The sequence below is a fragment of the Sphingomonas sp. SUN039 genome, assembly GCF_024758725.1.
Classification (GTDB): Bacteria; Pseudomonadota; Alphaproteobacteria; order Sphingomonadales; family Sphingomonadaceae; genus Sphingomonas_O.
This window is the reverse complement of the sequence record NZ_CP096972.1, coordinates 138,337-162,823: the sequence shown is the minus strand read 5'-3', so window position 1 is coordinate 162,823 and position 24,487 is coordinate 138,337. Positions and strand designations below refer to the sequence as shown.

The following is a 24,487-nucleotide window of genomic DNA, read 5'->3' as shown; positions in this document are numbered from 1 at the left end:
GCTAACGCACCCTTCTCCCGACCCATACCACCCGCCCGATGATGTCGATCCGCGCCGGATCGCAATCGGGCCATGACGGATAGGCGGGATTGTCGCTGCGGACGGTGAAGCGGCGACCTTCGGGGTTCATCGCGATGCGCTTCACATTGAGCGCATCGTCGAAGCGCAGGACGTAGATGCCGTCGCGCACCCGCTCGGCGGCATCGCTGCGGTCGACCAAAATGTCGTCGCTGTCGCCCAGGGTCGGCTCCATCGAATCGCCGCTGACCTGGATCATCGAGAGCATGCCCGCATCGCCCAGTGCCCGGACCGAACGGGCGTCGAGGACGAATTCGCCGGCCGCGGCATCCTCGGTATCGAGCGCACCCGGCCCTGCCGATGCACCGATAGCAAGGCGGGGGATACGGACGAAATCGGCCCCGCGCCGTGATTGCGGCTTGGCGATGACAGGGGTGCGCGGCCCGCCCAACACCGCCTCGTCGACGCGAAAGTAGCGCGCGAGCGTCCGCCGGTCCTCCTCGTCGAGCTTGCGCGGCGTGCCGCGCCGGATGAACTGCTGGATATAGGCAGCGTTGCGCCCGAGCAGCCGCGATAGCGAGGCATAGTCCTCGCCCCGGTCGCGGATCAGCTGGTCGAGCGCGGTACGGGCATCGGTCATGAATCTCCTATAGTGATAGGAAAACCCCTAGACAAGTAGGAAAATCCCTTTGAAATAGGAAAGTGCCTAGCGAATCAAACTTTGGAGCACCCCGATGTTGCTGACTCTTGTCGAAACCCATTTGCGTCGCACCGGCACGCCCCCGACCCGTTTCGGGCGCGAGGCCGCGCGCGATCCCCGCTTCGTGCACGACCTGCGGCGCGGGCGCACGGTCGGCGACCGGCTGTTGCGGCGGGTGACGGCGTATATAGAAGGATGCGGGCGATGAGCGTTGAGAGCGCATTGCTGGCGGCCTTCGCGGTGCAGCTCGGGCCTATATATCTCGTGTCGCACACCGCAACGCCGTGGTTCAGTGCGACCTTTTCGGGCGAGCGCCATCGCTTGCGGGTGGAGACCGAGGCATCCCCCGATATCGCGGCGTTCGCGCGCCGAATCGGCGAGGTGGAGATTTCCCTGCCGCGCGGCTTTGTCGCCGATGTGGCGGTGGTCGAAGCCGGGGACGAAGACCCGCGACGGATTAGCGTCGAAGCGCTGACGATCGACGCCTGATCAACCCGCCATGCGGCGCGCGGCAAGGCGTTGAAGCGTGTCGAGCGCACGGGCCGAGCCTATGTCGTTCTGCGCTTCGGGCTCGCGGGCAATGCCCATCATGTCGCGCATCGCGCTCAGCGGGTTGGCCGCAGCGGCCGGCGGATTGGGCGGCGGCGGTCCCGCGCGACGCGCCATCCCGGCTTCCAGACGGCGGATCAGCGTATCGATGCTGCTTTCGTCCGAAATCGGCTCGCGTGCGTCGGCGACCGGCGGCAAGTCGAATTCGGCGATGTCGAGCGGCGCTTCGAGTGCGGGGTCGACGTCCATCTGCGGCACGGCGGGTTCGGGAGCGACCGGGACAGTCTCTTCGGGTGCATCGAGAACAAGTGCAGGCTCGGGTTCGACTTCAGGCGCTTCGAGTGCCAATTCCTGTTCCGGTTCGGTTACCGGTTCGGGTGGCGTCAGAACCAGCGGCAGCGCGGGCGCCGTCGCTAGCGCCTCGTCCGACATGAACGGCGCACCGAGTTCGCGGTCGGCAAAAATCGGGCGACGCGGCGCATCGACCGGCGGTAGGGTATCGATATAGGCACCGAGATCGAGCTCGTCATCCGCATCGTCATCGACACGCGGCTTCGGCCCGTCGATCAGGCGCTGGACGAGCGTTGCCGCCAGCCAGACCAGCGTCGCGACCAGCGCAAAGCCGAGCATGACCGCAAGCAGCCGCGCCTTCAGCCCGAGCGGCGGCACCGCGACCGACAGCACCGAACCGAGGCCCGTCGCGCCCACGGCCTGTTCGAACCGCCACTGCGGCATCGCGGCGATGACGATGGCGACCGCCGTCCCGAAAAGGAGCGCGAACACCGGCGCGAGCGGCAGACGGTCGATGAAATTGCGGCGTTTGGCCATAGACGCGGTCCTTGTTACCCGCGCCGTGCTAATAGCTTTTGGTAAACAGGTTCGTAACGCGAAATGTTCGAGGCCCAGTTGCGTTTGGCTTCAACGAACGCCCGCGCGCGATCACGCCGCGCTTCCCAGTTCGGGCGGTCGGCAAAGACGGCCGCCAGCGCTGCTGCCGCTGCCGCCGGCTCGTCCGCCGTAAACAACGTACCGGTAACCCCGTCCTCGATGAGTTCGCGGTGACCGCCGACGTCCGACGCCGCGACCAGCCGCCGCTGCGCCATCGCTTCGAGCGGTTTCAGCGGGGTAACGAGATCGGTCAGCCGCATCTTCTTGCGCGGATAGGCGAGGACATCGGTGAGCGCGTAATAATCCTCGACCCGCTCATGCGACACGCGCCCGACGAAAACGATGCGGTCGGCAACCGGCGACGCGGCGGCCTGTGCGCGCAACGCGGCCTCCATCGGCCCGCCGCCGACCAGCAACAGCTTGGCGAGCGGCCGCTGCGTCACCAGCGCGGGCATCGCCGCGATCAGGTCGTCGATCCCCTCATAATCGTAGAAGCTGCCGATATAGCCGACCACTTCGGCCCCGGTCAGACCGAGTTCGGCAGCGAGCGCGGGATCGGGCGGGACGGGCGCGCCGAACAGAGTCAGGTCGACGCCGTTGGGCGACACCACGATCTTGTCGGCAGCGATTCCCCGCTCGATCAGATCGCCACGCAGGCCCTCGCAGATCACCGCCACCGCATCGGCGCGTTTCACTGCCCAGGTTTCGAGCGCTTTGGTCGCACGATAGCGTACGCTGCCCTCGGTCCCGGTGCCATTGCCGACCGCCGCGTCCTCCCAGAAAGCGCGGATTTCATAAACCAGCGGCAGCTTCCACGCCTTGACCGCATTGAGCGCCGCCAGCGCATCGAGCACCGGCGAATGGGCATGGACGATATCGGGCTTGAAGCTCTCGATGGCGGTGGCGATCCGCCGCGAAAAACTATTGACCTCCAGCAGCTCTCCCAGCGGCGCAGGTGCACCCCGCCCTTTCGCCGTCCGCCCGAAAGTCAGGCCGTCGGCGGTTTCGGGGTCCGGCCCCTCGGCGAAATGCCGCCAGCCCGTAACCCCCATCACGTCCCATCCGCGCGCGACCTGCGCCTTCAGGATCGCGCGGGTGCGGAAGGTGTAGCCGCTGTGTAGCGGCAGGCTGTGGTCGAGAACGTGGAGGATACGCATCGCAATTTCCCTGCCACACCCAAACTTAATGTGGCGTCAACCGCATTCGGCTAGGACAGGGCCAGACAAGGCAAGACGCAACAATGATCGACACTTTCTCGCTGGCCCTGACGCATGCCCTGCTGTTCTACGCGGCGTGGCGGCTTTACAACCGCCCCGACCTCGACCGCGAGGACGGGCAGACCGAAAAGCGCGGCTGGGCCAGAAACAAGAGCGACAAATAGATGCGCGACCTCGCCTTTGTCGCGTTTCTGCTTGCGTTCATCGGTCTCGGGTTCCGGCGGCCGTTCCTGTTCGTGCTGGTCTATGCCTATGTCGATATCGTCTCGCCACAGCGCCTGACCTATTGGCTGCTCAACAGCGTGCAGGTGTCGCTGATCGCTTTCCTCCTTGCCTTCCTCGGCTGGGCGGCCGCAGACGACAAGCGCGGCCTGACGATTGCGCCGCGCCAGGCGCTGCTGTTCCTGTTGCTGATCTACTGCGGCGTCACGACCAGTGTCGCCGATTTCCCACTCGAGGCTCTCGCCAAATGGGACTGGGTGTGGAAGGCGCTGATCTTTGCAATCTTCCTGCCACTGACACTCCGCACCAAGTTGCGGATCGAGGCGCTCGCGCTGTTCATGGTGTTGTGCGCCGCGTCGATCATCATCGTCGGCGGGATCAAGACGCTGGCGTCCGGCGGTGGCTATGGCGTGCTCAACCTGATGGTGTCGCAAAACAACGGCCTGTACGAGGGCAGCACGCTCGCCTGCATCGCCGTCGCTATCGTACCGGTCATCCTGTGGTTGACCAGATACGGCACGATCTATCCGCCCGACTGGCGGGTGCGGGTGTTTGCGGGTGCGCTGATCTTTGCCTGCCTGCTGATCCCGGTCGGGACGCAGGCGCGCACCGGATTGATCTGCATCGGCGTGCTCGGCGTGCTGATGCTGCGCCATACGAAGCGGCGGATGCTGTATCTCGGGCTGGTCGCGGCAGGGCTCGCCATCGCCATCCCCAACCTGCCCGAAAGCTATACCAAGCGCATGGACACGATTCAGGGGTACAAGGCCGACAGCTCGGCCTCGACGCGTATCGCGGTCTGGAAATGGACCATCGACTATGCCCGCGATCACCCCTGGGGTGGCGGCTTCGATGCATTCCGCGGCAACAAGTTGCGGATCGACAAGACCAGCACCGAAAGCGTCGGCGGGCAGACCGATGTGACGCAGTCGGTCGAGTACGACCAGGCCCGCGCCTATCACAGCGCCTATTTCGAAATGCTCGGCGAGCAAGGCTATCCAGGGCTGCTGATCTGGCTAGCCATACACCTGGGCGGACTTTTCAGCATGGAGCGGCTGCGCGCACGGACGAAGAAAATGGCTGAGGCCGAATGGGTGTCGGGCCTCGCGGGTGCATTGTTCCAGGCGCATGTCATCTACCTTGTCGGGGCGCTGTTCATCGGCATTGCATTCCAGCCGTTCGTCTTCATGCTGATCGGCTTGCAGATCGGCCTGTCGACCTACGCGCGGCGCTATGTCGTGGCCCCCGCGCCGACTCATCGGGCCGGAGGATGGGCTGCCGCGCAATGAGCGGGACGCGCCAGCTCGACGCCCTGACCGGCGTGCGCGGCATCGCGGCCTGGCTGGTCGTGCTCTATCACATCCGCGAAGGCGTGGCGCATGCCCTGCCCGCACCAGTGATCGCGGTGTTCGCCAAGGGCTATCTCGCAGTCGACCTGTTCTTCGTCCTGTCGGGTTTCGTTTTGTGGCTCACCTGGGGCGGACGCTTTGCCCGCGACGGACTGGGTGCTGCGCCCGATTTCTGGCGCAAGCGGGTGGCGCGGGTATGGCCGCTGCATGTTGTTATCTTAACCGCGACCGTCGCGTTCGCGCTCGTCGTGCAGGCGACCGGTAGGCCGGTACCACCTCACTATCGCTGGGACGAATTGCCGCTGCACGTCCTGTTGATCCAGAACTGGGGCTTCACCCGCGATATCGCGTGGAACGACCCGAGCTGGTCGATCTCGACCGAGATGGCGGCCTATCTGCTGTTTCCCTTCGCGGCGATCGCGCTCGCACGGTTAAGGCCCTCACCTGTCGTTGCGACCGGGATTGCGCTCGCACTGATCGTCGCGCTCGACCGGCTGTTCGCGTCGCGCGGCAGCGCGCTGCTGGGGCATGATATTGCCGGTCTCGGCCTGTGGCGCTGCCTCACGCAATTCGGTTGCGGGGTCGCGATGTGCCTCTTGTGGCAGCAATGGCAGAACCGGCGAATGGTCGCTGTCACGGCGCTCGCCAGTGCGACCGCGCTCGCGCTCTGGACGACCGGTCTGCTGCGGGAGACTTTCGCCATCCCACTCGCCTTTACTGCGCTGGTGCCATGGCTCGCGGCAACTTCGCCGCAAAAATATAATCCCTTGTCATCGCGGATTGCGGTGGCACTGGGCGAGATCAGCTATTCGACCTATCTCGCGCACTTCCTGTTGTGGACGGTATTCAAGATCGTCTTCGTCGGCGATCCGCGCGCGGTGCCGCTGGAGGTTGCCGCGCTCTATCTGGCGCTCACTCTCGCTGCTTCATTCGTCCTGTACCGTTTCATCGAGGTGCCCGCGCGCCGCTGGCTGGGCACCGCCGACCGGATCGCCGGAGCGCTGTCAGGGAACCCTGCCACGCCCTGAAGCATTGGCGGTGGCATGATCGTTTATGTCGACCCCGAAATGCCCGGCATAACGCGCCGCAAGCTGAAGCATGGCTGGGCCTATACCGACGCTAAAGGCAGCCGGATTGCCGACCGCGACGAGATCGACCGGCTCAACCGCATCGCTTTGCCCCCGGCCTATGTTGATGCGTGGTTTTGCCCCAGTCCGCACGGCCATATCCAGGCAATCGGTTATGACGCGAAGGGGCGTCGGCAATACCGCTATCACCCCGATTTCCGCGCCACCCGCGAGGCCGAAAAATACGACCGGTGCAGCGATTTCGGCCGCGCGCTGCCGCTACTCCGTGCGCGGGTCGAACACGATCTGTCGGGTCGACCGACGGCGCGCGAGACGGTTCTCGCGGCCATCGTGCGCCTGCTCGATATCGGACGCGTGCGGGTGGGGAATGAGGCATACGCCCGGTCCAACCGGAGCTTCGGGGCGACGACACTTCGCAGCCGCCATGCCTCGGTCAAGGGGAGCAAGCTGAGCCTGCAATACCGCGCCAAGTCAGGCGTGCTCCGCAAACTGACCCTGACCGACAGGGGGCTGTTGCGTGTCGTCCGCCGGGTGCAGGATTTGCCGGGACAAAATCTGTTCCAGTATCTGGACGACGATGGCGCGCCCTGCCCGGTCGGCTCGGCCGATGTGAATGCCTATATCAAGGAAGCCACTGGCGACGATTTTACCGCGAAGCATTTCCGCACCTGGAGTGCGAGCGTTATCGCCCTCGAACAAGTGATCGCGAGTTGTAAATCAGGGATCCGCCCCAAGCTCGTCGATGTGCTGCTGCCCGTGGCGGAAGCGCTCGGCAATACACCTGCGATTGCGCGCAAGTCCTATGTCCACCCCCGCGTACTGGGACTGTGCGAAGCGGGACCCTCGCCGGAAAAGCTGCCGCGCTCGACACGCTGGCTGGCGCCGGCCGAACGCGCATTGATCGCGCTGCTTGACGATACGCCTGCGGACCTGTCCAAGGCCGCGTGATGAACAACAGCATTGCCGATCAATTCGCCGATTTCGGTGCCGAGGCCATGTGGCGCGATACCTTCATCTGGGTAACGCAGCACACCGTGCAAATTGTCGTTGCGACAGTGCTCGGCGCGGTCATTGCCCTGGTGCTGCTCGGCCTCAAATGGCTCGGCAAGCGGCTCGCACGGCGACACGCGGACGGTAACCACTGGTACCACATTATCGGCAAGTCATTGGGCAAGATTCGCCTGTGGTTCGTCGCCGCCGTCGTCGCGCAGGTCGTCGCGACCTATGCACATGCGCCTTCGGACCTCGCCGGTACGATCTACTTCCTGTTCGTCATCGCCTTCACCTTACAGGCGGCCGTGTTCGCCCGGGAGGTGGTTCTCGGCATCATCGAGTTTCGCGCGAGCGGGCATCAGGGGCTGGGCAGCGCGCTCAACATCATCCGGCTGCTCGTCACCTTTGCGTTGTTCTCGATTGCCGCGATTCTGATCCTGTCGAACCTCGGCGTGAACGTCACGGGGCTGATCGCGGGCCTCGGTGTCGGCGGCATTGCCATCGGCCTTGCCGCGCAGGGTATCTTCCGCGACCTGTTCGCCGCATTGTCGATCCTGTTCGACCGGCCGTTCGTCGTCGGCGATACGATCAAATTCGGCGACGTCACCGGCAAGGTCCAGACCATCGGCCTGAAGACCACACGCGTGCGATCGGTCGAGGGCGAAGAAGTGATCATGTCGAACGACAAGCTGCTTGACCAGCAGATCCGCAATTTCCACGGCATCGAGCAGCGCCGCATCGTGCTCAGCCTGCCGCTGCACTATGCCAATGCCGCCGCCAAGTTCGCGGAAATTCCCGATGCGCTAAAGGCCGTCGTCGCCGACATCTCCGACAGCAGCTTCGACCACGCACTGCTCACCGAATTCAAAGACAATGCGGTGACGCTTGAGCTGATGCTCCATTCGACCAAGGGTGCCGCCGATGTGCGCGACCGCGTCCGTCACGAGGCGATGTGCGCCACGCTCGCCTGGCTCGAGCGCGAGGGGATCGGCCTTAGCTATCAGTCGACCGACATGCCGAGATCAAAGGCCGACATCGTCGAGCGGAAATAGGTCCGATCGTTGCCGACCATTCGAGTCGAAACTTCGTTCGACCCGATGGATGTACGGCACGCACCGCAGCGTTGTTATTCCGGTTGCGTAACGATATGATTTGCTCGACGATGGTGCTGTCGCGCGCATGGTCGCCGCGCACAATTCCATTTGGGGGGCATCTGGATGACCGTTCTCGAACAAATTGCCGCCGTACTCGATGCAAAGCATGTGCACGGCTATCGAGGATACGCGCTGACCCGCGGCAACAAGTTCGCGCAGCTCGACAATGCCGTGCTGTCGACACCGACGGGCATTTTCAGCCAGGCAACCGATCATCTGCCGCCCCACCCTAGCGCTGCACTGACGCAAGCGGTTCGCGGCGTGGCACAGCGCGGAAAGGCAATCCTCGATTACGTTCACCTGTCGATGAAGGGCTCAGGCCCGACCGACCAGTTCGAAAGAGAGCTGTTCCTCGGCATCAAGGACGCGCTGGCGACCGGTGTCCACCCCGTGACCGATCGTCTGTTCGTCCGGATCGTGCTGGGATTGCCGCCGGGGTCGAGCGAACCGTTCGATCCCGAAGCCTTTATCAGGCGCTTGATCGCAGGGGTTGGCGCCCCGGGAAAATTATCGGCTTGTGTGTTGTATCATAATTTCTCGTTGCCGTCGCGCACAGTGCCCGTGCAAGGCTCGACATGGAACCACGGAAAGTTCGTTGCCGCCGATGGCCAGCACTTGATGACCGGTGGGCACAATTGGTGGGATGTCTATCTGGGCCAGCAACCCGTTTTCGATCTTTCGGTGCAGCTGGAGGGGCCGGTTGCCCAGGACGCGCATCAATTCACCAATTTCCTGATCAAGGAGGCCATGAAAGGCGGGATTCCGCCCTTCAAGATGATGAAAGACGGCAAGATCGGCGACGATCTCAATCCGTTCATCGAACCGTTCGTTCCCCCACCCACGCAAACGGGCAGCGTCGATGTTCTGTCGGTGGCGCAACTCGGCAATCTGGGCGGCGCGCACAAGACCAACCCCAGCCTCGACGCGATGCATTGGGCGTTCCGTCGCGCCACACGCGAGATCAACCTGTCGCAGATGTCGATCGGCTCGCCACGGTGCGAACCCTTATCGATGGAGTTCGCCCGATCCTTTTCGTGCGGCGGCGTCGAGCTATTCAACGTCAAATCGCCGACCGATAAATACTCAAGATACTATGATTACAACCTGATGTTGTTCATCGCGATGGCGCTGCTCCGCAAGACGAACGTCAATATCGTCATCTCGAATTCCCAGAATGTCGGCGACTTCGAGGGCGACGGGCCTGATTCCATTTACCGGGCGATCGGCTATTGCCTAATGAAATTCGGCAACAAGACCGACGCTGTCGCAACAATCAGGAACCATCTCAAAGTCAAAGTCATCATGACGCATGGGACGATTCCATGGACTAGCGCGCCCCATTTGAACAAGAGCAATCATGCCAAATTCTGGAGCGTCGACGAAACCTGTTATGTTGGAAGCCACAACGTCTACCCCTCAGCGGCCAGAACCGGCTTATTGACGGCACATCTTGCCGAATATGGTGTGATCATGTCAGACGCTGTCTCGCACGAAAGGATCATGAGGGAGTATTTCACCCCATTGTGGGGACATTCCCACCTGGGCGATTTCAATCCCGACTGGATCGCCTGACCGAGCTAACCGACCGTAACGGCCGGGCCAGCGACATCGTCGAGCGAGAGCAAGGTCGCATTGCCCCCTGCCGACGTCGTGTCGGTCGAGGTAACGCGCTCGGCAGTGAAGCGGTGGAGGTAGTGCGGCCCGCCCGCCTTGGGTCCGGTGCCGGACAGCCCTTCGCCACCGAAGGGTTGCGACCCGACAATGGCGCCGATCATGCTGCGGTTGACATAGAGATTGCCGACCTTCGCCAGCGCCTCGACCGTCTCGGCATTGCGGGCGATGCGGCTGTGCAGGCCCATCGTCAGGCCGAAACCTTTGGCGTTGATGCGCGCTACTGTGGCTTCGAGCTCGCCTGCTTTCCAAGTCGCGACGTGGAGGAGTGGGCCGAACCATTCCTGGGTCAGATCGTGGAGGGCGGCGAGGCGGATTGCAGTCGGCGGTACGAAATGCCCCTTGGTCGGCGCAGCGACCGTGTGAATCCAGTTTGCCTTCTGGCGGGCGCGGTGGTCCATCAGCCGTTGGTGCGCGGCGTCGTCGATCACCGGCCCGACATCGGTCGCCGGGTCCGACGGGTCACCGACGATCAGGGAATCCATCGCCCCTGCCAACATTTCGAGCGTCCGTTCGGCGACATCCTCCTGCACCAGCAGCAGCCGCAGCGCCGAGCAGCGCTGCCCCGCCGAACGGAACGCGCTGGTCACGACGTCCTGCACCACCTGTTCGGTCAGCGCGGTCGAATCGACGATCATCGCGTTGATACCGCCGGTCTCGGCGATCAGCGGAACGATGGGCCGCGTGTCGTCGTCGAGCAGACTTCGCGCGATGCGCTTGGCGGTCGCCGTCGATCCGGTGAAGGCGACACCGACCACGCGCGGGTCGGCGACAAGCTCCGCCCCGACGTCCGGACCGCCGGTCAGCAGGACCAACGCACCTTCAGGAATCCCGGCCTCATGCGCCAGTTCGACGGCGCGCGCGCCAATACGCGGGGTCTGCGGGGCAGGCTTGGCCACAACAGTGTTACCGGCGACCAGCGCCGCCGCGACCTGTCCGAGAAAGATCGCCAGCGGGAAGTTCCATGGCGCGATGCACGCCCACACCCCGCGTCCCTCCATGCGGAGCACATTGCGTTCGCCCGTCGGGCCGGGGAGTTCGATGGGTTTGAGACCGTCACGGGCTTGCGCGGCATAGTATCGACAGAAATCGACTGCCTCACGCACCTCGCCGAGTGCATCGGGCAGGGTCTTCTTCGCCTCGTCGACAAGAATCGACATGAGGTCGAGGCGATGCGTTTCGAGCAAATCGGCAAGCCGCTCCAGCGCCGCACAGCGGCTTTCCAACGACTGAGCGGACCACGCGTCGAAGCTCGATGCGGCGGCGAGGACGGCCCCCTTCGCGTCTTCGCGGCTTTGCGTGAAATCACCTTCTTTTTCACGCGATGCCGCGAAGACGCGAAGGGATTGCAGTGTTTCAGCAAGGATCGACCGGTCCTGCAGGTCGATTCCGAACGAGTTCCGGCGTTCGCCGAACAGGTCTTGCGGCAATGGGATGCTCGGATGCCGCGCGCCGCCGACTGCGGCGATCTTCGCAACCGGATCGGCGAGGATATCGGCATCGGTCAGGTTTTCGTCCGCGAGCTGATGGACGAAACTGGAATTCGCACCATTCTCCAGCAACCGCCGCACCAGATACGCTAGCAAATCGCGATGCCCGCCGACCGGCGCGTAGATGCGGCAGTGATAGCCCTCTTCCCGGACCAGACGCTCGTACAGCCCCTCGCCCATGCCGTGCAGCCGCTGGAACTCGAAATCGCGCGAATCCCCCGCCCATTCGAGGATCGTCGCCACGGTTAGCGCATTGTGCGTCGCGAATGCGGGATAGATGTGCTTCGCATCGAGCATGTCGCGCGCCACCGCCATGTAGGACACATCGGTCGCGGCCTTGCGCGTGAACAGCGGATAATCGCTCAAGCCCGCCTCTTGCGTCCGCTTGATCTCGCTATCCCAATAGGCACCCTTAACCAGCCGCGCGGCGACCCGCCGCCCGGTGCGCGCGCCGAGATCATCGGCCCAGCCAATTACCGAGCGCGCGCGCTTGCCGTACGCTTGCACCGCCATGCCGAACCCGTCCCAGCCTTTCAGGGTCGGTAACGTCGCAATGTTTTCGATGATCGCGAGGCTCATCTCCAGCCGCTCGGACTCCTCCGCATCGACCGTCAGCGCGATCCCGGCATTTGATGCCTGCACGGCCAGCCCTTCGAGCATTTCGGTCAGCGCAGGCACGCACGTGTCCCAATGCGCGACCTCATAGCGCGGATGCAGTGCGGACAGCTTGACCGAGATCGAATGCCCCGCCGCCGGGTTCGCGCCCACAGCGGCAATCGCGTCGGCATAGGATTTCAGATAGCGCTGCCCGTCGGGATAAGTCCGTGCGGCCTCCCCCAGCATGTCGAAACTTGCGGTGAACCCCTTGTTCTCCGGCTTCGCCATCCGCTTGGTCGCTTCGTCGATGGTGCGACCCATGACGAAGATTTCGCCCATCATCTTCATGGCCGCGCCGACGGCCTGGCGGACGAACGGTTCGCCCGCGCGGGAGATCAGGCGACGCAGGACGCCCGCCTCTTCTTTCTCGCTCACCAGCGCGCGGCCGACGACCAGCCCCCAGGTGCCGACATTGACGAGGGCCGATGCCGACTTGCCCGTATGCGCCCGCCAGTCGGCATCGCCCAGCTTGTCGGCAATCAGCGCGTCGGCAGTCTCGGGGTCGGGCACGCGCAGGAATGCTTCGGCGAGCGACAGCAACGCCACCCCTTCAGACGTGTTCAACCGGTATTCCTGAAGGAACTGGTTCACCCACCCGGTCGATTGCGCCGCGCGCAGGTCGGCAAGCAGGCCCGATGCCCGTGCGACCACGCCCTGCCGTTCCGTCTCACCGAGTTTCGCCCGGTCCAGCAACGAGGCGAGCACTTCCGGTTCGGGCGCGCGGTGCAGGTGGCGCATCTGCGCGGCAAAATCCGACGTAACGGCATCCATGGCTTTTGACTCTTAGGTTTACGCGGACGTAAAGCGCCGCAACAGGACTCGACGTCTTGTAATAAAATTACGCGAGGAATGCACCATGGGCGTCGTAACGCAGGACGAATTAAAGGCACTGGTCGGCAGCAACATCGGCACGTCCGACTGGCTGACCGTCGATCAGGCCATGATCGACAAATTCGCCGAAGCGACCGGCGATCACCAGTTCATCCATGTCGATGTCGAAAAGGCCAAGCTGACGCCATTCGGCGGCACCATCGCACACGGATTCCTGTCGCTGTCGATCATGCCTGTGCTGACCGCGATGACGGACATGCCGCGCCTCGACGGCATCAAGATGGGCGTCAATTACGGGGGCAACAAGACGCGGTTTCTGGCTCCTGTCCGCTCGGGCAAGCGCGTGCGCGGGCATTTCAAGCTGCTCGAGATCGAGGAAAAGCGCCCCGGCCAGTGGCAGCAGACCGTCGAATATACGCTCGAGATCGAAAGCGAGGACAAGCCTGCGCTGATCGCCGAGTGGATCAGCCAGTTCTTCGTATGACGCGCATCACGCCGCTCTCGCAGCCCTACCCCGAACCGATAGCGGCAACGCTCGGCCGGATGACCCCGGCTGGCGGCGAGGCACCGATGCTGTTCCGCATCATCGGGACCAGCCAGCGCGCGTGGGACAAATTCGCCGCCGGGTCGCTGCTCGACAAAGGGCCGCTGCCGATGCGGGAACGCGAACTGACGATATTTCGCACGGCGGCGCGGATCTGCGCGGACTACGAATGGGGCATGCACTGCGCGCTCTACGCCGAACGCTGCGGGATCGACGACACACAGTTGAACGCGCTGGCCAAACTCAAGGCCGACGACGGCGGCTGGAGCGAGGCCGATGCGGCGCTCATCGCCACCGTCGATGCGCTGATCGACGACCGCCACCTGAGCGATGCCCAACACGCCCGTATGGCTGCCCATTTCACCCCCGAGCAGCAGCTCGAAATCGTCCAGCTCGTCGGCTTTTATCAGGGCGTCGCGCTGATCGTCGGCGCGTTCGACATAGAACCCGAACCCGGCACACCCCATATTCCCGTCTGACTTCTTTCACCCGAACAGGAGAATTCCCATGCGCGACGCCGTTATCGTTTCCACTGCCCGTACGCCGCTGGTCAAGGCTGCGCGCGGGGCGTTCAACAACACCACTGCGCCGACACTGGGCGCCTATTCGGTCAAAGCCGCCGTCGAGCGCGCAGGCCTCGAAGGCGGCGAGATCGACGATGTACTGATCGGCGCGGCGCTCCAGCAGGGGTCGGCCTTCCCGAACATCGCGCGGCTCGTCGCACTGCGGGCGGGCCTCCCCGTCACGGTTGCGGGCATGTCGATGGACCGGCAATGCTCTTCGGGCCTGATGACGATCGCGACGGCGGCCAAGCAGGTGATCGTCGACCGCATGGACATCGTCGTCGCGGGCGGCGTCGAGTCGGTCTCGAAGGTGCAGATGTCGGGCAAGCTGTTCATCGAACCCGATGCCGAACTGCTGAAGATGCACGCCGACACCTATATGCCGATGATCGGCACGGCAGAGGTGGTCGCCAAGCGTTACGGCATCAGCCGCGAGCGCCAGGACGAATATTCGCTGCAGTCGCAGCAGCGGACGGCGGCGGCGCAGGCGGCGGGCAAGTTCGACGACGAGATCGTGGCGTGCGACGCAACGATGGCGGTGGTGAACAAGGAGACCAAGGAGGTCACCTACCAGGACGTCACCGCGACCAAGGACGATTGCAACCGCCCCGACACGACGCTGGAGGGCCTTGCGTCGCTGAAGCCCGTGATGGGCGAGGGCCACACCATTACGGCGGGCAATGCGTCGCAGCTCAGCGATGGATCGTCGGCCAGCGTCGTCATGGAAGCCAGCGTGGCGGCGAAGCGCGGGCTGACCCCGCTCGGTCGCTATGTCGGGATGGCGGTCGCGGGCACCGAGCCCGATGAAATGGGCATCGGCCCGGTTTTCGCCATCCCGAAGCTTCTCGAACGCTTCGGTCTGAAGATGGACGATATCGGCCTGTGGGAATTGAACGAAGCGTTCGCTGTGCAGGTGCTCTATTGCGCCGACCGGCTCGGCATTCCGATGGACCGTTTGAACGTCAATGGCGGCTCGATCTCGATCGGACACCCCTTCGGAATGACCGGCGCGCGCTGCACCGGCCATGCGCTGATCGAGGGCAAGCGGCGCGGCGTGAAATATGTCGTCGTGACGATGTGCGTCGGCGGCGGTCAGGGCGCGGCGGGGCTGTTCGAGGTTCTCTAAGGGAACTCGACAAGCGGTCACATGTTTCGTCTCCACCCTGATTGTGGAGACGAAACATGCCTGACAACGCCGAAATCAAAGCGAAATTCTGGAAAGCCCTGAAGTCCGACCGCACGATGATGCTGGGTCTGGCCGAGGGTGATGACGGCCATGCACGGCCGATGACCGCGCAGGTCGAGGGCGATCCCGAGGACGGCGAAACCGCCGGTCCGATCTGGTTCTTCACCTCGACCGACAACGCGCTCTACGGACAGATCGGCCACGGAGGTGCCGTCGGCACGTCGCGCACCCGCGCAATGGCGCATTTCGTGTCGAAGGGGCACGACGTCTGGGCGACCGTCCACGGCAACCTGTCGACGACACAGGACAGGGCGACAATCGACCGCCTGTGGAACCCGTTCGTTGCGGCGTGGTACGAGAGCAAGGACGACCCTAAGATTGCTTTGATCCGCCTCGATGCCGAACACGCGCAGATCTGGATCGACGCGTCGAGCATTGTCGTCGGCATCAAGATGCTGATCGGGATCGATCCGAAGCAGGACTACAAGGACAAGGTCGCGGAAGTCGCGCTTTAGTCGTGCGCGGCGATCCATTCCTCGACTACCGGCGCGATCAGCGTGCGCCAGCGTGAGCCGTTGAAAATGCCGTAATGTCCCGCGCCCGGTGCCATGTGATATTTCTTCATGGCATCGGGCAGGCCGGTCGAAATCTTCAGCGCGGCCTTGGTCTGGCCCAGTCCCGAGATGTCGTCGCGCTCGCCCTCGATGGCGAGGATGGCGATATCGGTGATCGCCGCCGGATCGACACGGGTACCGCGATGCATCATTTCGCCCTTCGGCAGCGAATGGCTCTGGAACACGGTCTCGATGGTCTGGAGATAGAATTCCGCCGTCATGTCGCAGACGCTGCGATATTCCTCGTAGAACGCCTTGGTCCCGTCAGCTGCGTCGTCATCGCCCTTCACCAGGTCTTTGAACATGGCGAAATGCGATTCCATGTGGCTGCCCAGATTCATCGACAAAAACCCGGTGAGCTGAAGGAAGCCGGGATAGACCCGCCGTCCCGCACCCGGATATATGACCGGCACGGTCTGGATCGCGTTCTGCTGGAACCACGCGTGCGGGCGCTCGGTCGCGACGTCGTTGACCGCCGTCGGGGCCTCGCGCGTGTCGATAGGGCCGCCCATCATGGTCAGCGTTTTCGGCCGGTTCGGATTTTTGTCTGCCGACATCAGACAGGCCAAGGCATAACAAGGGACCGAGGGCTGGCACACCGCGAGCATGTGCGCGCCGGGTCCGATGTGGTCGAGAAACGCCGACAGATAGTCGATATAGTCGTCGAGATCGAAGCACCCGTCGCGCAACGGCACTTGTCGCGCGTCGCGCCAGTCGGTGATATAGACGTCGTGCTTGGGCAGCATCCGCTCCACGGTGCCCCGCAAAAGCGTCGCGAAATGGCCCGACATCGGGGCGACGATCAGCAAGCGCGGCGCACCCTCGACGCCCGTTTTCACAAAGCGCTTGAGCTGGCCGAAAGGCAGTTGCAGGACGATTTCTTCGTGGACTGCCACTTCGCGGCCATCGACGACCATCGACGTCAGCCCGAATGCGGGCTTGCCACGCGGGGCGGAGGCATGCGCGAACACTTCGAGCGCGGACGCCATCACCTGCCCGCCCATCATCGCAAAAGGATTGCCGGGGCTTTGCAGCAGTTCCGCCGACATCCCGGCCATTGCCGACGCGCCCGCCAGCCAGTTCTTCTGCATTTCGTAGGTGTTGTAGAGCATATCGATTTCGATCCCCGGGGAGGCGGGTTATGCCGCATCCGTCGCATTGTGCAACGCACAATTTATACGCTTGCGGTGCGGATTGAGACGTACCCCTAACGCTGCTAGGCGGCATGGATGACCGAACCCGTCGCCGTTGCCCGCACGCCCGAACCTCAATCCAGCCGCAAGATCGGCAATTTGCGTCTCATCTGGAGTTTCGCGCGGCACTATCCGGGGCAGATCACGGCTGCGACAGTGGCGCTGGTCGTTGCCGCATCGGCGACCGCCGCAATCCCGGTCAGTTTTCGGGCGATCATCGACAAGGGCTTCATCGGCGGCGGCGATATCGGCCGCTGGTTCACCTATTTGCTGTTGCTTATCGGGACGATGGCGATTGCGACGGCGTTCCGTTTCTATTTCGTCTCGTGGCTCGGCGAGCGCGTCGTCGCCGACCTTCGCGTCGCGCTGCTCCGCAATCTGGTGCGCCTGTCCCCCAGCTATTTCGAGGAAAACCGTCCGGCGGAAATCTCTGCACGGTTGACGGCGGATACGACGGTGATCGAACAGGTCGTCGGCACGACCGCATCGATGGCGCTCCGCAACCTCATCATGGCAATCATCTGTCTGGTCGTGTTGATCACCCTGTCGCCAAAGCTGGCAGGCATGCTGGTGCTCGGCTTGCCGCTCGTTATCGGGCCAATCGCGATCTTCGGTCGCCGTCTGCGCTCCGCATCGCGCGCCAGCCAGGACCGAATTGCCGATGTCGGCGTTATTTCCAGCGAAGTTTTGGGTGCAATCAAGATCGTCCAGGCATTCGGGCAGGAAGGGCGCGAAGCAACGCGTTTTGCCGGGGCCGCCGAAGTTGTCGTGGCTGCTGCCCAGCGTCGCATCCGGCTGCGGGCGATCATGACCGCCATGGGCATGTTTCTGGTTTTCGGCGCGATCACGCTGGTCATCTGGCAAGGGGCAATCGATGTCGCGGCAGGGCGGATGACCGGCGGGTCGATTGCCGCTTTCGTGCTGTCGGGCGGGCTGCTGGCCGGCGCAGCCGGATCGCTGACCGAAACCTGGGGCGATGTGTTGCGCGCGGCAGGCGCGGCGGGGCGGCTGGGTGAGTTGCTGTCGGAGCAGCCCGGCATCGTCGCACCGCCGAACCCCGTCTGTTTGCCCGAACCGCCGCAGGGCCGGGTGACGTTCGACCATGTCACCTTTCGCTACCCGACCCGGCAGGAAGTCAGCGCGCTCGACGATTTCTCGCTCGACATTGCACCGGGCGAAACCGTTGCCGTCGTCGGTCCGTCGGGGGCAGGCAAGACCACCTTGTTCCAGTTGATCCAGCGCTTCTACGATCCAGAGTCGGGCAGTGTCAGCATCGACGGCGTTGCGCTCCCCACGACCGATCCGGCCTGGGCGCGCGCGCGGATCGCGATGGTCCCGCAGGAAACGGTGATCTTCGCAGCGTCTGCCCGCGATAATCTGCGCTACGGGCGGTGGGATGCGAACGACGAGGAGTTATGGGCTGCCGCAGAAGCGGCCAATGCGGCGGAGTTTCTCAAAAGGCTTCCTGCCGGGCTCGACACCTTCATGGGAGAGGGCGGCGCGCGATTGTCGGGCGGGCAGCGGCAGCGCATGGCGATTGCCCGCGCGATTCTGCGCGACGCGCCGATCCTGCTGCTCGACGAGGCGACCTCGGCGCTCGATGCCGAGAGCGAGCGGCTGGTGCAGGACGCGTTCGACCGGCTGATGCATTCGCGCACGACGATCGTCATTGCCCATCGTCTCGCCACGGTGCGTGCCGCAGATCGCATTATCGTGATGGACCATGGTCGCATCGTCGAGCAGGGCACCCACGACCGGCTGGCGCGCGCGGGCGGGCTTTACGAGCGGCTGGCACGGCTCCAGTTCGAAGGGCTGGCAGCCTAAGTTTTGGGTTTGCGCAAACGGCGGAACAGGCCGCGCGCGCTGAGCGCCTCGAACATTTCTTCGGGTCCTTCCGGATCGAGCACTTCATGGTCGGCGAGCCAGGCCTCGACCGCTGACAGGTTCGGCTCGCAAAACGGCACCAGCGTGCGTCCCGAACCGCGCAATCGCTCGACCGTGGCGATCAGCGAACCCGTCTCGGCCAGAGTCGCAGTTACCTTAGATAGAGGAACGCCGAGGTGCTCGGCCAACAGATCGTCGCGAAGCGTCGAGATGGCTGTAGTCAGCCGGCTGTCGCCATCGGGGCCTGCATCCACGATCACGTCGCATTCGGAGTCGAGACGCATCGACCGGTTGTTCAGATTTGCCGAGCCGATCCGCAGTTGCCGGTCATCTATGAACGTAATCTTGGCATGGACGTAAATCGGTTCGCCCGCCTGTGTGACGGGGTGATACATCCGCAGCCGCCCGTGTCTGTCACGGCGGCGTAGCGCCTCCATCAAGCGACCCCGTGCCGAATCCATCGCGACGGGCTCCAGCCACCCTTGCGCGGTCACGGGATTGACGATCACGATTTCGGGTCCGTTCGCTTCGTCGAGCCGGTGGGCGATGGCTTCGGCGACTTTACGCGACGCGAAATACTGGCTCTCCATGTAGATGCTATCGCGGGCTGCCGCGATCTGGGCGACGAACAGCGCCTCGATCTCATGGGTAACGGTAGTATCATCGAGCACGGGCAAGGTGCGGGCGATCCCGACATCGATATCGCGGAACTGGGGCTCGAGCGCCTCGGGCCAGGCATCGACGCCGCCGACAACTGCGCCCAGTTCGTCGCCCGTCGCGCGGTACCAGCGGTCGCGACATCCCTCGGCCAGAGTGGCAGCGGCATCCCCCGACAGCGCCGAGGTGGCGTCATGCCACGGCCCATAGGGCTGGCCGCCGGGACGTCGTCGTCCGGGGTCGTCATCGCGGTGCGCGCGGGTGTCCCAACGCTCGCTGGTCATGTCGATGCCGCCGCACACGGCAAAACGGTCGTCGATCGAAACGATCTTCTGGTGGTGCGAGCCGCCGGTCGGGTGGGCACCATCGAGTTTGGTATGAATACGCGGATGCCGCATCCATTTGAGCACCGTGAACACGGTCGATCCTCGTCCCAGCGTCTTGAGCGCGCCGACATCCCAGCGCAGCAGGTAAAGCTCGAGGTCCGGCCGCTGCTCGACCAGCCAGTAGAGGAAATCGCCCAGTGCCTCGGGCTCGCCGGGCAGGCGATCCCCGTTGGTCAACCGGATGCGGGCATCGAAATCCCAGCCGACGAGCATGATACGGCGTTCGGCCTTTAGAAAGGCATCGCGCGCCAGCCGGAAATAATCATCGGAATCGACGATCACCGCCATGCGATCCGTGTGCGCGATCCGCCAGCAATTATCTCCTTCGCGCAGCATGGCCATAGCTCAACCGTGCGCCCGCGCGGGGACCGATGGCAAGCGGTGTTATCTGGTGAAATGCGCGTAACGCTCGTTATCGACGAAGCCGACCTTGGTGACGGCCGACCGCTTCACCACCGCGAGCATTTCGTCGACGCGCGCATAGCGTGCGTAGGGATCGGCGGCGATGTGCAGTTCGGGTTCGGGCGTCATTGTGCGGGTCAGATCGAGATAGGTGCGGAGCGTCACCAGATCGACGGGCGCGCCGTTCCAGCCGATCTGTCCCGACGGCGCGACGCTGAGGGTGTTGAAGTCGGAATTCGGGTGCGGGAGCTGCGGTCCAGGTGTCGGCAGCGCGACCTTCACGGCATGGGTTTGCAGCGGGATGGTGATGATGAACATGACGAGGAGGACAAGCATGATGTCGATCAGCGGCGTCGTGTTCAGGCTGCCGATGGGAACGTCAGAGTCGGTGGTTGCGGTCATCGCCATGATCTGTCTCCTGTCGCATAAACGTAGGAGATGTTGTATCATTATATCCAACCCAGCAAGCGGAAATAATATTCTTCCCGAGCGAAGCGCGGGGGAGGAGTCCGCCCGAAACGCAAACGGCGCGGCAAAGCCGCGCCGTCGTCGGTCCTCGCAAGCGAGGCCGTCCGGGCTAGCCGCGTGCCGGAATAGCAATGCTATTCCGTGTGCGCGGCGTCACCCTATTTGTTGAAACGGGCGTATTTCTCGTTGTCGACGAAGCCGACCTTGGTCACTTCCGACTTCTTCACGACGGCCAGCATCTCGTCGACGCGGGCGTAGCGCGAATAGGGGTCGGGCTGGATGTGCAACTCCGGCTCGACCGGCAGCGCCTTGGTCTGGTCGAGATAGGTCCGCAGCGTTTCCAGGTCGATCGGCGAGCCGTTCCACGTGATGTTGTTCTGCGTATCGACCGACACCGTGTTGAAGTCCGGCTTGATAATCACCGGCGGCGGGTTCGGGTTGTTCACGGGCAGGTTGATCTTCACCGCGTGGGTCTGGATCGGGATGGTGATGATGAACATGATGATGAGAACGAGCATGACGTCGATCAACGGCGTCGTGTTCATTTCCATAATCGGTTCGCCTTCGGCACCGCCTGAGCTCATTGCCATAACATATGGTCTTTCTTCAAAAAGACGCGCCTAGAGGCGGGTCGTGCCGCCCGCGGGAGGCTCGGAAATGAAGCCGACCTTCTGGAAACCGGCCAGCTGCATGTTATAGATCGCGCCGCCGATGCACATGTACGGCGTGTTCACGTCGCCGCGGATATGCGCTTCGGGCAGTTCGATGCCGGGCGCATTGGGGCCGCCCTGCTTGTCGATCTCCAGCTTCAGCTTGTTGACCGCGCGATCGAGCAATTCGGTCGAATCGACACGGGTGAGATTCCAGTAGACCTCGCACGTGTTGTTCGGCCCGCCACGGACCGACAACGAGACGTTCTCCGGCTTGGTCGTCGTCGGATCGAACCGCACGTTGGGCAGCTGGAGCTTCACCGCCTGAACCACGACCGGAACCGTGATCAGGAAGATGATCAGCAGCACGAGCATGATGTCCACCAGCGGCGTGGTGTTGATGTCCGACATCGGCTTTTCTTCGCCGTCGTCGTCACCGCCTACACTCATTGACATAATCTGGATTCCTGTCGGTAAGGAGCGCGGGCGGCGGAGTTACCGCCGCCCGATATCGGGCCGATCAGGCCTTGGCAGGTGCGGGCTTCGCAGCAGCAGGCTTGGCGGCACCGGCGCGAGCGATCACCGGCTTGACGGCGCCGTTCGACGACATCCACGCCTGAACGCTGTTGACGAAGGTCGTCATCTCTTCCGAGATCTGCTTGTTGCGCGCCTGCAGCCAGTTGAACGCAAGCACGGCGGGAACCGCGACGCCCAGACCGATGGCCGTCATGTAGAGCGCCTCACCGACCGGACCTGCGACGGTGTCGATCGACGCCTGACCGGCGGCACCGATCTTCACGAGCGCCGACAGAATGCCCATGACGGTCCCGAACAGTCCGACGAACGGCGCGGTCGAGCCGACGGTGGCAAGGAACGACAGGCCGCCCTTCAGCTTCGATTCGATCGCGGCCTTGGCACGGGTCATGACGATCAGCGTCCAGTCATGCTGGTCCTGGGCATCGCCGAGCAGCGTGTGCTGCTCCTGCGCGCGCAGGCCGTCATCGACGATCTGGCGGTACGGCGTGTCCTTTTCGACCTTGGCCGCAGCCTCGGCGAGCGACGAATGGTTCCAGAACGAAGCGCGAATCTTCTGACCCTGCGACAGCACTTTCTGCTGTTCGTAAAGCTTCACGAAAAAGATGAAGAGCGTACCGATCGACATCAGCACCATGATGCTGAACGTGGCGATAGTGACAGCACCACCGTCGCGAAGGGCGGGGAGGAGGCCGTATTCCGCCCCTTTGGGCGCGGCACCTGCGGCGGCAGCAGCGATCTGGATGAGCATGTGTTTTCTTCCCTAGTAAAAAGTTTGCGTTGGTTGTTGGGGGCCGCAGGGGCCCGTTAGGTTCAGCCTATTTCGGAATCACCCACTTAAACCGGCTGGCGTAGGTGAAGGGTATTGCATTACCGGCCGCATCCTTGGCCGCGTTGAACCTCGCGCGGCGGGTCAAGAGCCGACAGACCGTATCGTCTAGCAGAGACGATCCGCTCGATGCTGTGACCGAGCACGATTGAACCTTGCCGTCAGCACCGACCTGAATTGCAAACCCGGTTGTACCTTCGACACCATCTCGCATGGCCGACGGCGGATAGTCGTCGTTCGAAACCCAGCTTTGTGGGCTACCGCGCGGCGTGCCCTTAACGGCAACCTGCGGCGGTGCGGGCGGCGTAATGACGGGCGCAGCGGGCGCCGGCACATAGACCGGCGGCGGTGTCGGCTGCGACACGATCACCGACGGCGGCGGCGGCGTATTGGTCTGAACCAATGGCGGCGGCACGACCGGCGGCGGCGGCAACTTCGTGTCCGGCGGCGGCGGCGGCGGCAAGGGTTTCGGCGGGGGCGGCGGTGTCTTGACGTCGATGACCTCAAGCTCGGTCAGCTTTTTCTTGATGACCGAATATCCACCGTTGAGCATGGCATAAAGGCCAAGCACGTGGATCGCCACGACAAGGATGATCGACCAAACGCGCGCCGGCGTCATCGGTCTCGGGTCAGTGTAGGCCATTCAGCTCTTAAACTCCCTCCAACAATATTCCCGAGGGACATACGCGCACCGGCTTTTTACCGCATGCGCCTGGAACCCTGCGCTCCGCCGGAAAGCGACCCTGCTTCCGGATGAACGGGCAAAGTCTATCGACGAGCCGTGCGCGGCGCAATCGCCTTTTCCCCCGCATTCGCTTAGGTGCCACGACCTCATGGTAACGAGGTTTCAATGATGCGATTCCGTTCACAGACACGGTCCATCCTATCGGCAATTCGCGCCGTCCTGTTTGCAATCGTTTTCGGTATCCCTTCGATAAATGGCGGAAAAGCGGCGGTTTCTGCGCCTCCGCCGGTCGCCTCGCCTGCCGACCGCTGGAGCTATGCCGATGTCGCGGATCTGTTTCTGGCAGCGCCCGTCGTCGTCTCCGCCCGCATCGTCGATGCCATTCCGGTGCCACAGCCCGCTAATACACCCGGCCGCCCTGCCATGATTCGTTACTATCTGGTTGCCGATGTCACGGCCCTGATTCGCGGCACCGGCGGGGTGCCGCCACGGGTCAGCTGGATTGCCGATGTCGCGCCCGATTCGCGCGGCAAAACGCCCAAGCTCAAAAAGCAGCAAATGCTGCTCGCGGCACTGCCCGTCGTCGGCCGCCCTGCCGAGCTGCGCCTCGCCGCGCGCGACGCTATGGTACCGTGGAGTGCTGCGCTCGAAACGCGCGTCCGCCGCATCGTCGCCAGCGGCCTTGCCGCCGACGCCCCGCCGCGCGTGACCGGCATCGCCAGCGCCTTTCACAGCCCCGGCAATTTGCCGGGCGAAGGCGAGACGCAGATTTTCCTGACGACCGACATTGCCCAACCGGTATCGATCAACGTGCTGCGGCGACCGGGACAGGCGACGGCATGGGCGGTCTCGCTGGGCGAAATCGTCGACGAGGCAGCCCAGGCCCCGGCACGCGACACGCTGGGCTGGTATCGCCTCGCGTGCTTCCTGCCGCGCGTGTTGCCGGCGGCAGCGGTTGCCGAACTGTCGGAAAGCGACGCTGCGGCATCGCGGGTGGACTATGCGTTCGTGATCGGGGCGATGGGGGCGTGTACGCGGACGCGGGGGTAGATTTGCCCCTGCAGG

25 protein-coding genes are annotated in these 24,487 nt (G+C 63.7%); 14 read left to right on the top strand and 11 right to left on the bottom strand.

The window, feature by feature from the left end; translation table 11 throughout:
- Nucleotide 1: 1 nt before the first annotated feature.
- Entirely contained in the window at nt 2–658 is a 657-nt protein-coding gene (locus M0209_RS00855) for a S24 family peptidase (protein WP_258886288.1), read from the bottom strand.
- Between the two features lie 94 nt (nt 659–752).
- On the opposite strand from M0209_RS00855, the gene M0209_RS00850 reads away from it, so the two are divergent.
- Nucleotides 753–926, top strand: coding sequence for a hypothetical protein (locus M0209_RS00850; protein ID WP_258886287.1), 174 nt, complete (start codon nt 753–755; stop codon nt 924–926).
- Nucleotides 923–1,207, top strand: a complete 285-nt coding sequence (locus tag M0209_RS00845; RefSeq protein ID WP_258886286.1) for a hypothetical protein — start codon at nt 923–925, stop codon at nt 1,205–1,207. The genes M0209_RS00850 and M0209_RS00845 overlap by 4 nt, the downstream gene beginning before the upstream one ends.
- Here M0209_RS00845 and M0209_RS00840 read toward each other — a convergent pair whose 3' ends face one another.
- Nucleotides 1,208–2,095 (bottom strand): hypothetical protein, encoded by an 888-nt coding sequence (locus M0209_RS00840; RefSeq protein WP_258886285.1) that lies wholly within the window; start codon nt 2,093–2,095, stop codon nt 1,208–1,210.
- Nucleotides 2,096–2,109: 14 nt separating this feature from the next.
- Nucleotides 2,110–3,312 carry a TIGR04063 family PEP-CTERM/XrtA system glycosyltransferase gene (locus tag M0209_RS00835; RefSeq protein ID WP_258886284.1) on the bottom strand — a complete coding sequence of 401 codons (1,203 nt, stop codon included), beginning with the start codon at nt 3,310–3,312 and terminating at the stop codon, nt 2,110–2,112.
- 83 nt (nt 3,313–3,395) lie between these two features.
- Between M0209_RS00835 and M0209_RS00830 the strand changes: the two genes are divergently transcribed.
- The 6 genes from M0209_RS00830 to M0209_RS00805 all read left to right on the top strand — a co-directional run bounded on the left by M0209_RS00830 (nt 3,396) and on the right by M0209_RS00805 (nt 9,750).
- Nucleotides 3,396–3,536: a hypothetical protein gene (locus M0209_RS00830; protein WP_258886283.1), complete on the top strand. Its 141-nt coding sequence runs from the start codon at nt 3,396–3,398 to the stop codon at nt 3,534–3,536.
- Nucleotides 3,537–4,883: a putative O-glycosylation ligase, exosortase A system-associated gene (locus tag M0209_RS00825; protein ID WP_258886282.1), complete on the top strand. Its 1,347-nt coding sequence runs from the start codon at nt 3,537–3,539 to the stop codon at nt 4,881–4,883.
- Entirely contained in the window at nt 4,880–5,971 is a 1,092-nt protein-coding gene (locus M0209_RS00820; RefSeq protein WP_258886281.1) for an acyltransferase, read from the top strand. The genes M0209_RS00825 and M0209_RS00820 overlap by 4 nt, the downstream gene beginning before the upstream one ends.
- Nucleotides 5,972–5,986: 15 nt before the next feature.
- Nucleotides 5,987–6,979, top strand: a complete 993-nt coding sequence (locus tag M0209_RS00815; RefSeq protein ID WP_258886280.1) for a DNA topoisomerase IB — start codon at nt 5,987–5,989, stop codon at nt 6,977–6,979.
- Nucleotides 6,979–8,076: a mechanosensitive ion channel family protein gene (locus M0209_RS00810; protein WP_258886279.1), complete on the top strand. Its 1,098-nt coding sequence runs from the start codon at nt 6,979–6,981 to the stop codon at nt 8,074–8,076. Before M0209_RS00815 ends, M0209_RS00810 begins: the two co-directional genes overlap by 1 nt.
- 165 nt (nt 8,077–8,241) lie before the next feature.
- A complete protein-coding gene (locus tag M0209_RS00805) occupies nt 8,242–9,750 on the top strand; it encodes a hypothetical protein (protein WP_258886278.1) in 1,509 nt (502 codons plus the stop codon).
- A 5-nt stretch (nt 9,751–9,755) separates the two neighbouring features.
- On the opposite strand, the gene putA is transcribed toward M0209_RS00805, so the two are convergent.
- Nucleotides 9,756–12,734, bottom strand: a complete 2,979-nt coding sequence (gene putA / locus M0209_RS00800; RefSeq protein WP_408988223.1) for a bifunctional proline dehydrogenase/L-glutamate gamma-semialdehyde dehydrogenase PutA — start codon at nt 12,732–12,734, stop codon at nt 9,756–9,758.
- A gap of 118 nt (nt 12,735–12,852) precedes the next feature.
- Between putA and M0209_RS00795 the strand changes: the two genes are divergently transcribed.
- The 4 genes from M0209_RS00795 to M0209_RS00780 are packed head-to-tail and all read left to right on the top strand — an operon-like array spanning nt 12,853 to nt 15,635.
- Nucleotides 12,853–13,311 (top strand): MaoC family dehydratase, encoded by a 459-nt coding sequence (locus M0209_RS00795; protein WP_258886276.1) that lies wholly within the window; start codon nt 12,853–12,855, stop codon nt 13,309–13,311.
- Nucleotides 13,308–13,850 carry a carboxymuconolactone decarboxylase family protein gene (locus tag M0209_RS00790; protein WP_258886275.1) on the top strand — a complete coding sequence of 181 codons (543 nt, stop codon included), beginning with the start codon at nt 13,308–13,310 and terminating at the stop codon, nt 13,848–13,850. The genes M0209_RS00795 and M0209_RS00790 overlap by 4 nt, the downstream gene beginning before the upstream one ends.
- A 28-nt stretch (nt 13,851–13,878) precedes the next feature.
- Nucleotides 13,879–15,060, top strand: a complete 1,182-nt coding sequence (locus M0209_RS00785; RefSeq protein WP_258886274.1) for an acetyl-CoA C-acyltransferase — start codon at nt 13,879–13,881, stop codon at nt 15,058–15,060.
- Between the two features lie 56 nt (nt 15,061–15,116).
- Nucleotides 15,117–15,635 (top strand): pyridoxamine 5'-phosphate oxidase family protein, encoded by a 519-nt coding sequence (locus M0209_RS00780; protein WP_258886273.1) that lies wholly within the window; start codon nt 15,117–15,119, stop codon nt 15,633–15,635.
- Here M0209_RS00780 and M0209_RS00775 read toward each other — a convergent pair.
- Nucleotides 15,632–16,846 carry a polyhydroxyalkanoate depolymerase gene (locus tag M0209_RS00775; protein ID WP_258886272.1) on the bottom strand — a complete coding sequence of 405 codons (1,215 nt, stop codon included), beginning with the start codon at nt 16,844–16,846 and terminating at the stop codon, nt 15,632–15,634. The two genes, M0209_RS00780 and M0209_RS00775, sit on opposite strands and share 4 nt — an antisense overlap.
- Before the next feature lie 117 nt (nt 16,847–16,963).
- Here M0209_RS00775 and M0209_RS00770 point away from each other — a divergent pair, with 117 nt between their 5' ends.
- Complete coding sequence (locus M0209_RS00770; RefSeq protein ID WP_258886271.1) at nt 16,964–18,751, top strand: ABC transporter transmembrane domain-containing protein; 1,788 nt, start codon at nt 16,964–16,966, stop codon at nt 18,749–18,751.
- On the opposite strand, the gene M0209_RS00765 is transcribed toward M0209_RS00770, so the two are convergent.
- From M0209_RS00765 to M0209_RS00740, 6 genes are all read right to left on the bottom strand, one after another.
- On the bottom strand, nt 18,748–20,190 hold the full coding sequence (locus tag M0209_RS00765) for a phospholipase D-like domain-containing protein (protein ID WP_408988222.1): 1,443 nt from the start codon (nt 20,188–20,190) through the stop codon (nt 18,748–18,750). The genes M0209_RS00770 and M0209_RS00765 overlap by 4 nt on opposite strands.
- A gap of 48 nt (nt 20,191–20,238) precedes the next feature.
- Complete coding sequence (locus M0209_RS00760) at nt 20,239–20,664, bottom strand: biopolymer transporter ExbD (protein ID WP_258886269.1); 426 nt, start codon at nt 20,662–20,664, stop codon at nt 20,239–20,241.
- Nucleotides 20,665–20,882: 218 nt separating this feature from the next.
- Nucleotides 20,883–21,314 (bottom strand): biopolymer transporter ExbD, encoded by a 432-nt coding sequence (locus M0209_RS00755; RefSeq protein WP_258886268.1) that lies wholly within the window; start codon nt 21,312–21,314, stop codon nt 20,883–20,885.
- A gap of 30 nt (nt 21,315–21,344) precedes the next feature.
- Entirely contained in the window at nt 21,345–21,830 is a 486-nt protein-coding gene (locus M0209_RS00750; protein ID WP_258886267.1) for a biopolymer transporter ExbD, read from the bottom strand.
- 64 nt (nt 21,831–21,894) lie between these two features.
- Nucleotides 21,895–22,659, bottom strand: a complete 765-nt coding sequence (locus M0209_RS00745) for a MotA/TolQ/ExbB proton channel family protein (protein WP_258886266.1) — start codon at nt 22,657–22,659, stop codon at nt 21,895–21,897.
- Nucleotides 22,660–22,726: 67 nt separating this feature from the next.
- The gene (locus M0209_RS00740) at nt 22,727–23,380 is read right to left on the bottom strand and encodes an energy transducer TonB (RefSeq protein ID WP_258886265.1); all 654 of its coding nucleotides are present in this window, start codon (nt 23,378–23,380) and stop codon (nt 22,727–22,729) included.
- A gap of 207 nt (nt 23,381–23,587) precedes the next feature.
- Here M0209_RS00740 and M0209_RS00735 point away from each other — a divergent pair, with 207 nt between their 5' ends.
- On the top strand, nt 23,588–24,472 hold the full coding sequence (locus M0209_RS00735) for a hypothetical protein (protein WP_258886264.1): 885 nt from the start codon (nt 23,588–23,590) through the stop codon (nt 24,470–24,472).
- The last annotated feature ends 15 nt before the right edge of the window (nt 24,473–24,487 follow it).

What these genes read in the sequence shown, in the direction of transcription:
- M0209_RS00855 (WP_258886288.1), bottom strand. Translation starts at nt 658, where the DNA reads ATGACCGATGCCCGTACCGCGCTCGACCAGCTGATCCGCGACCGGGGC.
- M0209_RS00850 (WP_258886287.1), top strand. Translation starts at nt 753, where the DNA reads ATGTTGCTGACTCTTGTCGAAACCCATTTGCGTCGCACCGGCACGCCC.
- M0209_RS00845 (WP_258886286.1), top strand. Translation starts at nt 923, where the DNA reads ATGAGCGTTGAGAGCGCATTGCTGGCGGCCTTCGCGGTGCAGCTCGGG.
- M0209_RS00840 (WP_258886285.1), bottom strand. Translation starts at nt 2,095, where the DNA reads ATGGCCAAACGCCGCAATTTCATCGACCGTCTGCCGCTCGCGCCGGTG.
- M0209_RS00835 (WP_258886284.1), bottom strand. Translation starts at nt 3,312, where the DNA reads ATGCGTATCCTCCACGTTCTCGACCACAGCCTGCCGCTACACAGCGGC.
- M0209_RS00830 (WP_258886283.1), top strand. Translation starts at nt 3,396, where the DNA reads ATGATCGACACTTTCTCGCTGGCCCTGACGCATGCCCTGCTGTTCTAC.
- M0209_RS00825 (WP_258886282.1), top strand. Translation starts at nt 3,537, where the DNA reads ATGCGCGACCTCGCCTTTGTCGCGTTTCTGCTTGCGTTCATCGGTCTC.
- M0209_RS00820 (WP_258886281.1), top strand. Translation starts at nt 4,880, where the DNA reads ATGAGCGGGACGCGCCAGCTCGACGCCCTGACCGGCGTGCGCGGCATC.
- M0209_RS00815 (WP_258886280.1), top strand. Translation starts at nt 5,987, where the DNA reads ATGATCGTTTATGTCGACCCCGAAATGCCCGGCATAACGCGCCGCAAG.
- M0209_RS00810 (WP_258886279.1), top strand. Translation starts at nt 6,979, where the DNA reads ATGAACAACAGCATTGCCGATCAATTCGCCGATTTCGGTGCCGAGGCC.
- M0209_RS00805 (WP_258886278.1), top strand. Translation starts at nt 8,242, where the DNA reads ATGACCGTTCTCGAACAAATTGCCGCCGTACTCGATGCAAAGCATGTG.
- putA (WP_408988223.1), bottom strand. Translation starts at nt 12,734, where the DNA reads ATGCGCCACCTGCACCGCGCGCCCGAACCGGAAGTGCTCGCCTCGTTG.
- M0209_RS00795 (WP_258886276.1), top strand. Translation starts at nt 12,853, where the DNA reads ATGGGCGTCGTAACGCAGGACGAATTAAAGGCACTGGTCGGCAGCAAC.
- M0209_RS00790 (WP_258886275.1), top strand. Translation starts at nt 13,308, where the DNA reads ATGACGCGCATCACGCCGCTCTCGCAGCCCTACCCCGAACCGATAGCG.
- M0209_RS00785 (WP_258886274.1), top strand. Translation starts at nt 13,879, where the DNA reads ATGCGCGACGCCGTTATCGTTTCCACTGCCCGTACGCCGCTGGTCAAG.
- M0209_RS00780 (WP_258886273.1), top strand. Translation starts at nt 15,117, where the DNA reads ATGCCTGACAACGCCGAAATCAAAGCGAAATTCTGGAAAGCCCTGAAG.
- M0209_RS00775 (WP_258886272.1), bottom strand. Translation starts at nt 16,846, where the DNA reads ATGCTCTACAACACCTACGAAATGCAGAAGAACTGGCTGGCGGGCGCG.
- M0209_RS00770 (WP_258886271.1), top strand. Translation starts at nt 16,964, where the DNA reads ATGACCGAACCCGTCGCCGTTGCCCGCACGCCCGAACCTCAATCCAGC.
- M0209_RS00765 (WP_408988222.1), bottom strand. Translation starts at nt 20,190, where the DNA reads ATGCTGCGCGAAGGAGATAATTGCTGGCGGATCGCGCACACGGATCGC.
- M0209_RS00760 (WP_258886269.1), bottom strand. Translation starts at nt 20,664, where the DNA reads ATGGCGATGACCGCAACCACCGACTCTGACGTTCCCATCGGCAGCCTG.
- M0209_RS00755 (WP_258886268.1), bottom strand. Translation starts at nt 21,314, where the DNA reads ATGGCAATGAGCTCAGGCGGTGCCGAAGGCGAACCGATTATGGAAATG.
- M0209_RS00750 (WP_258886267.1), bottom strand. Translation starts at nt 21,830, where the DNA reads ATGTCAATGAGTGTAGGCGGTGACGACGACGGCGAAGAAAAGCCGATG.
- M0209_RS00745 (WP_258886266.1), bottom strand. Translation starts at nt 22,659, where the DNA reads ATGCTCATCCAGATCGCTGCTGCCGCCGCAGGTGCCGCGCCCAAAGGG.
- M0209_RS00740 (WP_258886265.1), bottom strand. Translation starts at nt 23,380, where the DNA reads ATGGCCTACACTGACCCGAGACCGATGACGCCGGCGCGCGTTTGGTCG.
- M0209_RS00735 (WP_258886264.1), top strand. Translation starts at nt 23,588, where the DNA reads ATGATGCGATTCCGTTCACAGACACGGTCCATCCTATCGGCAATTCGC.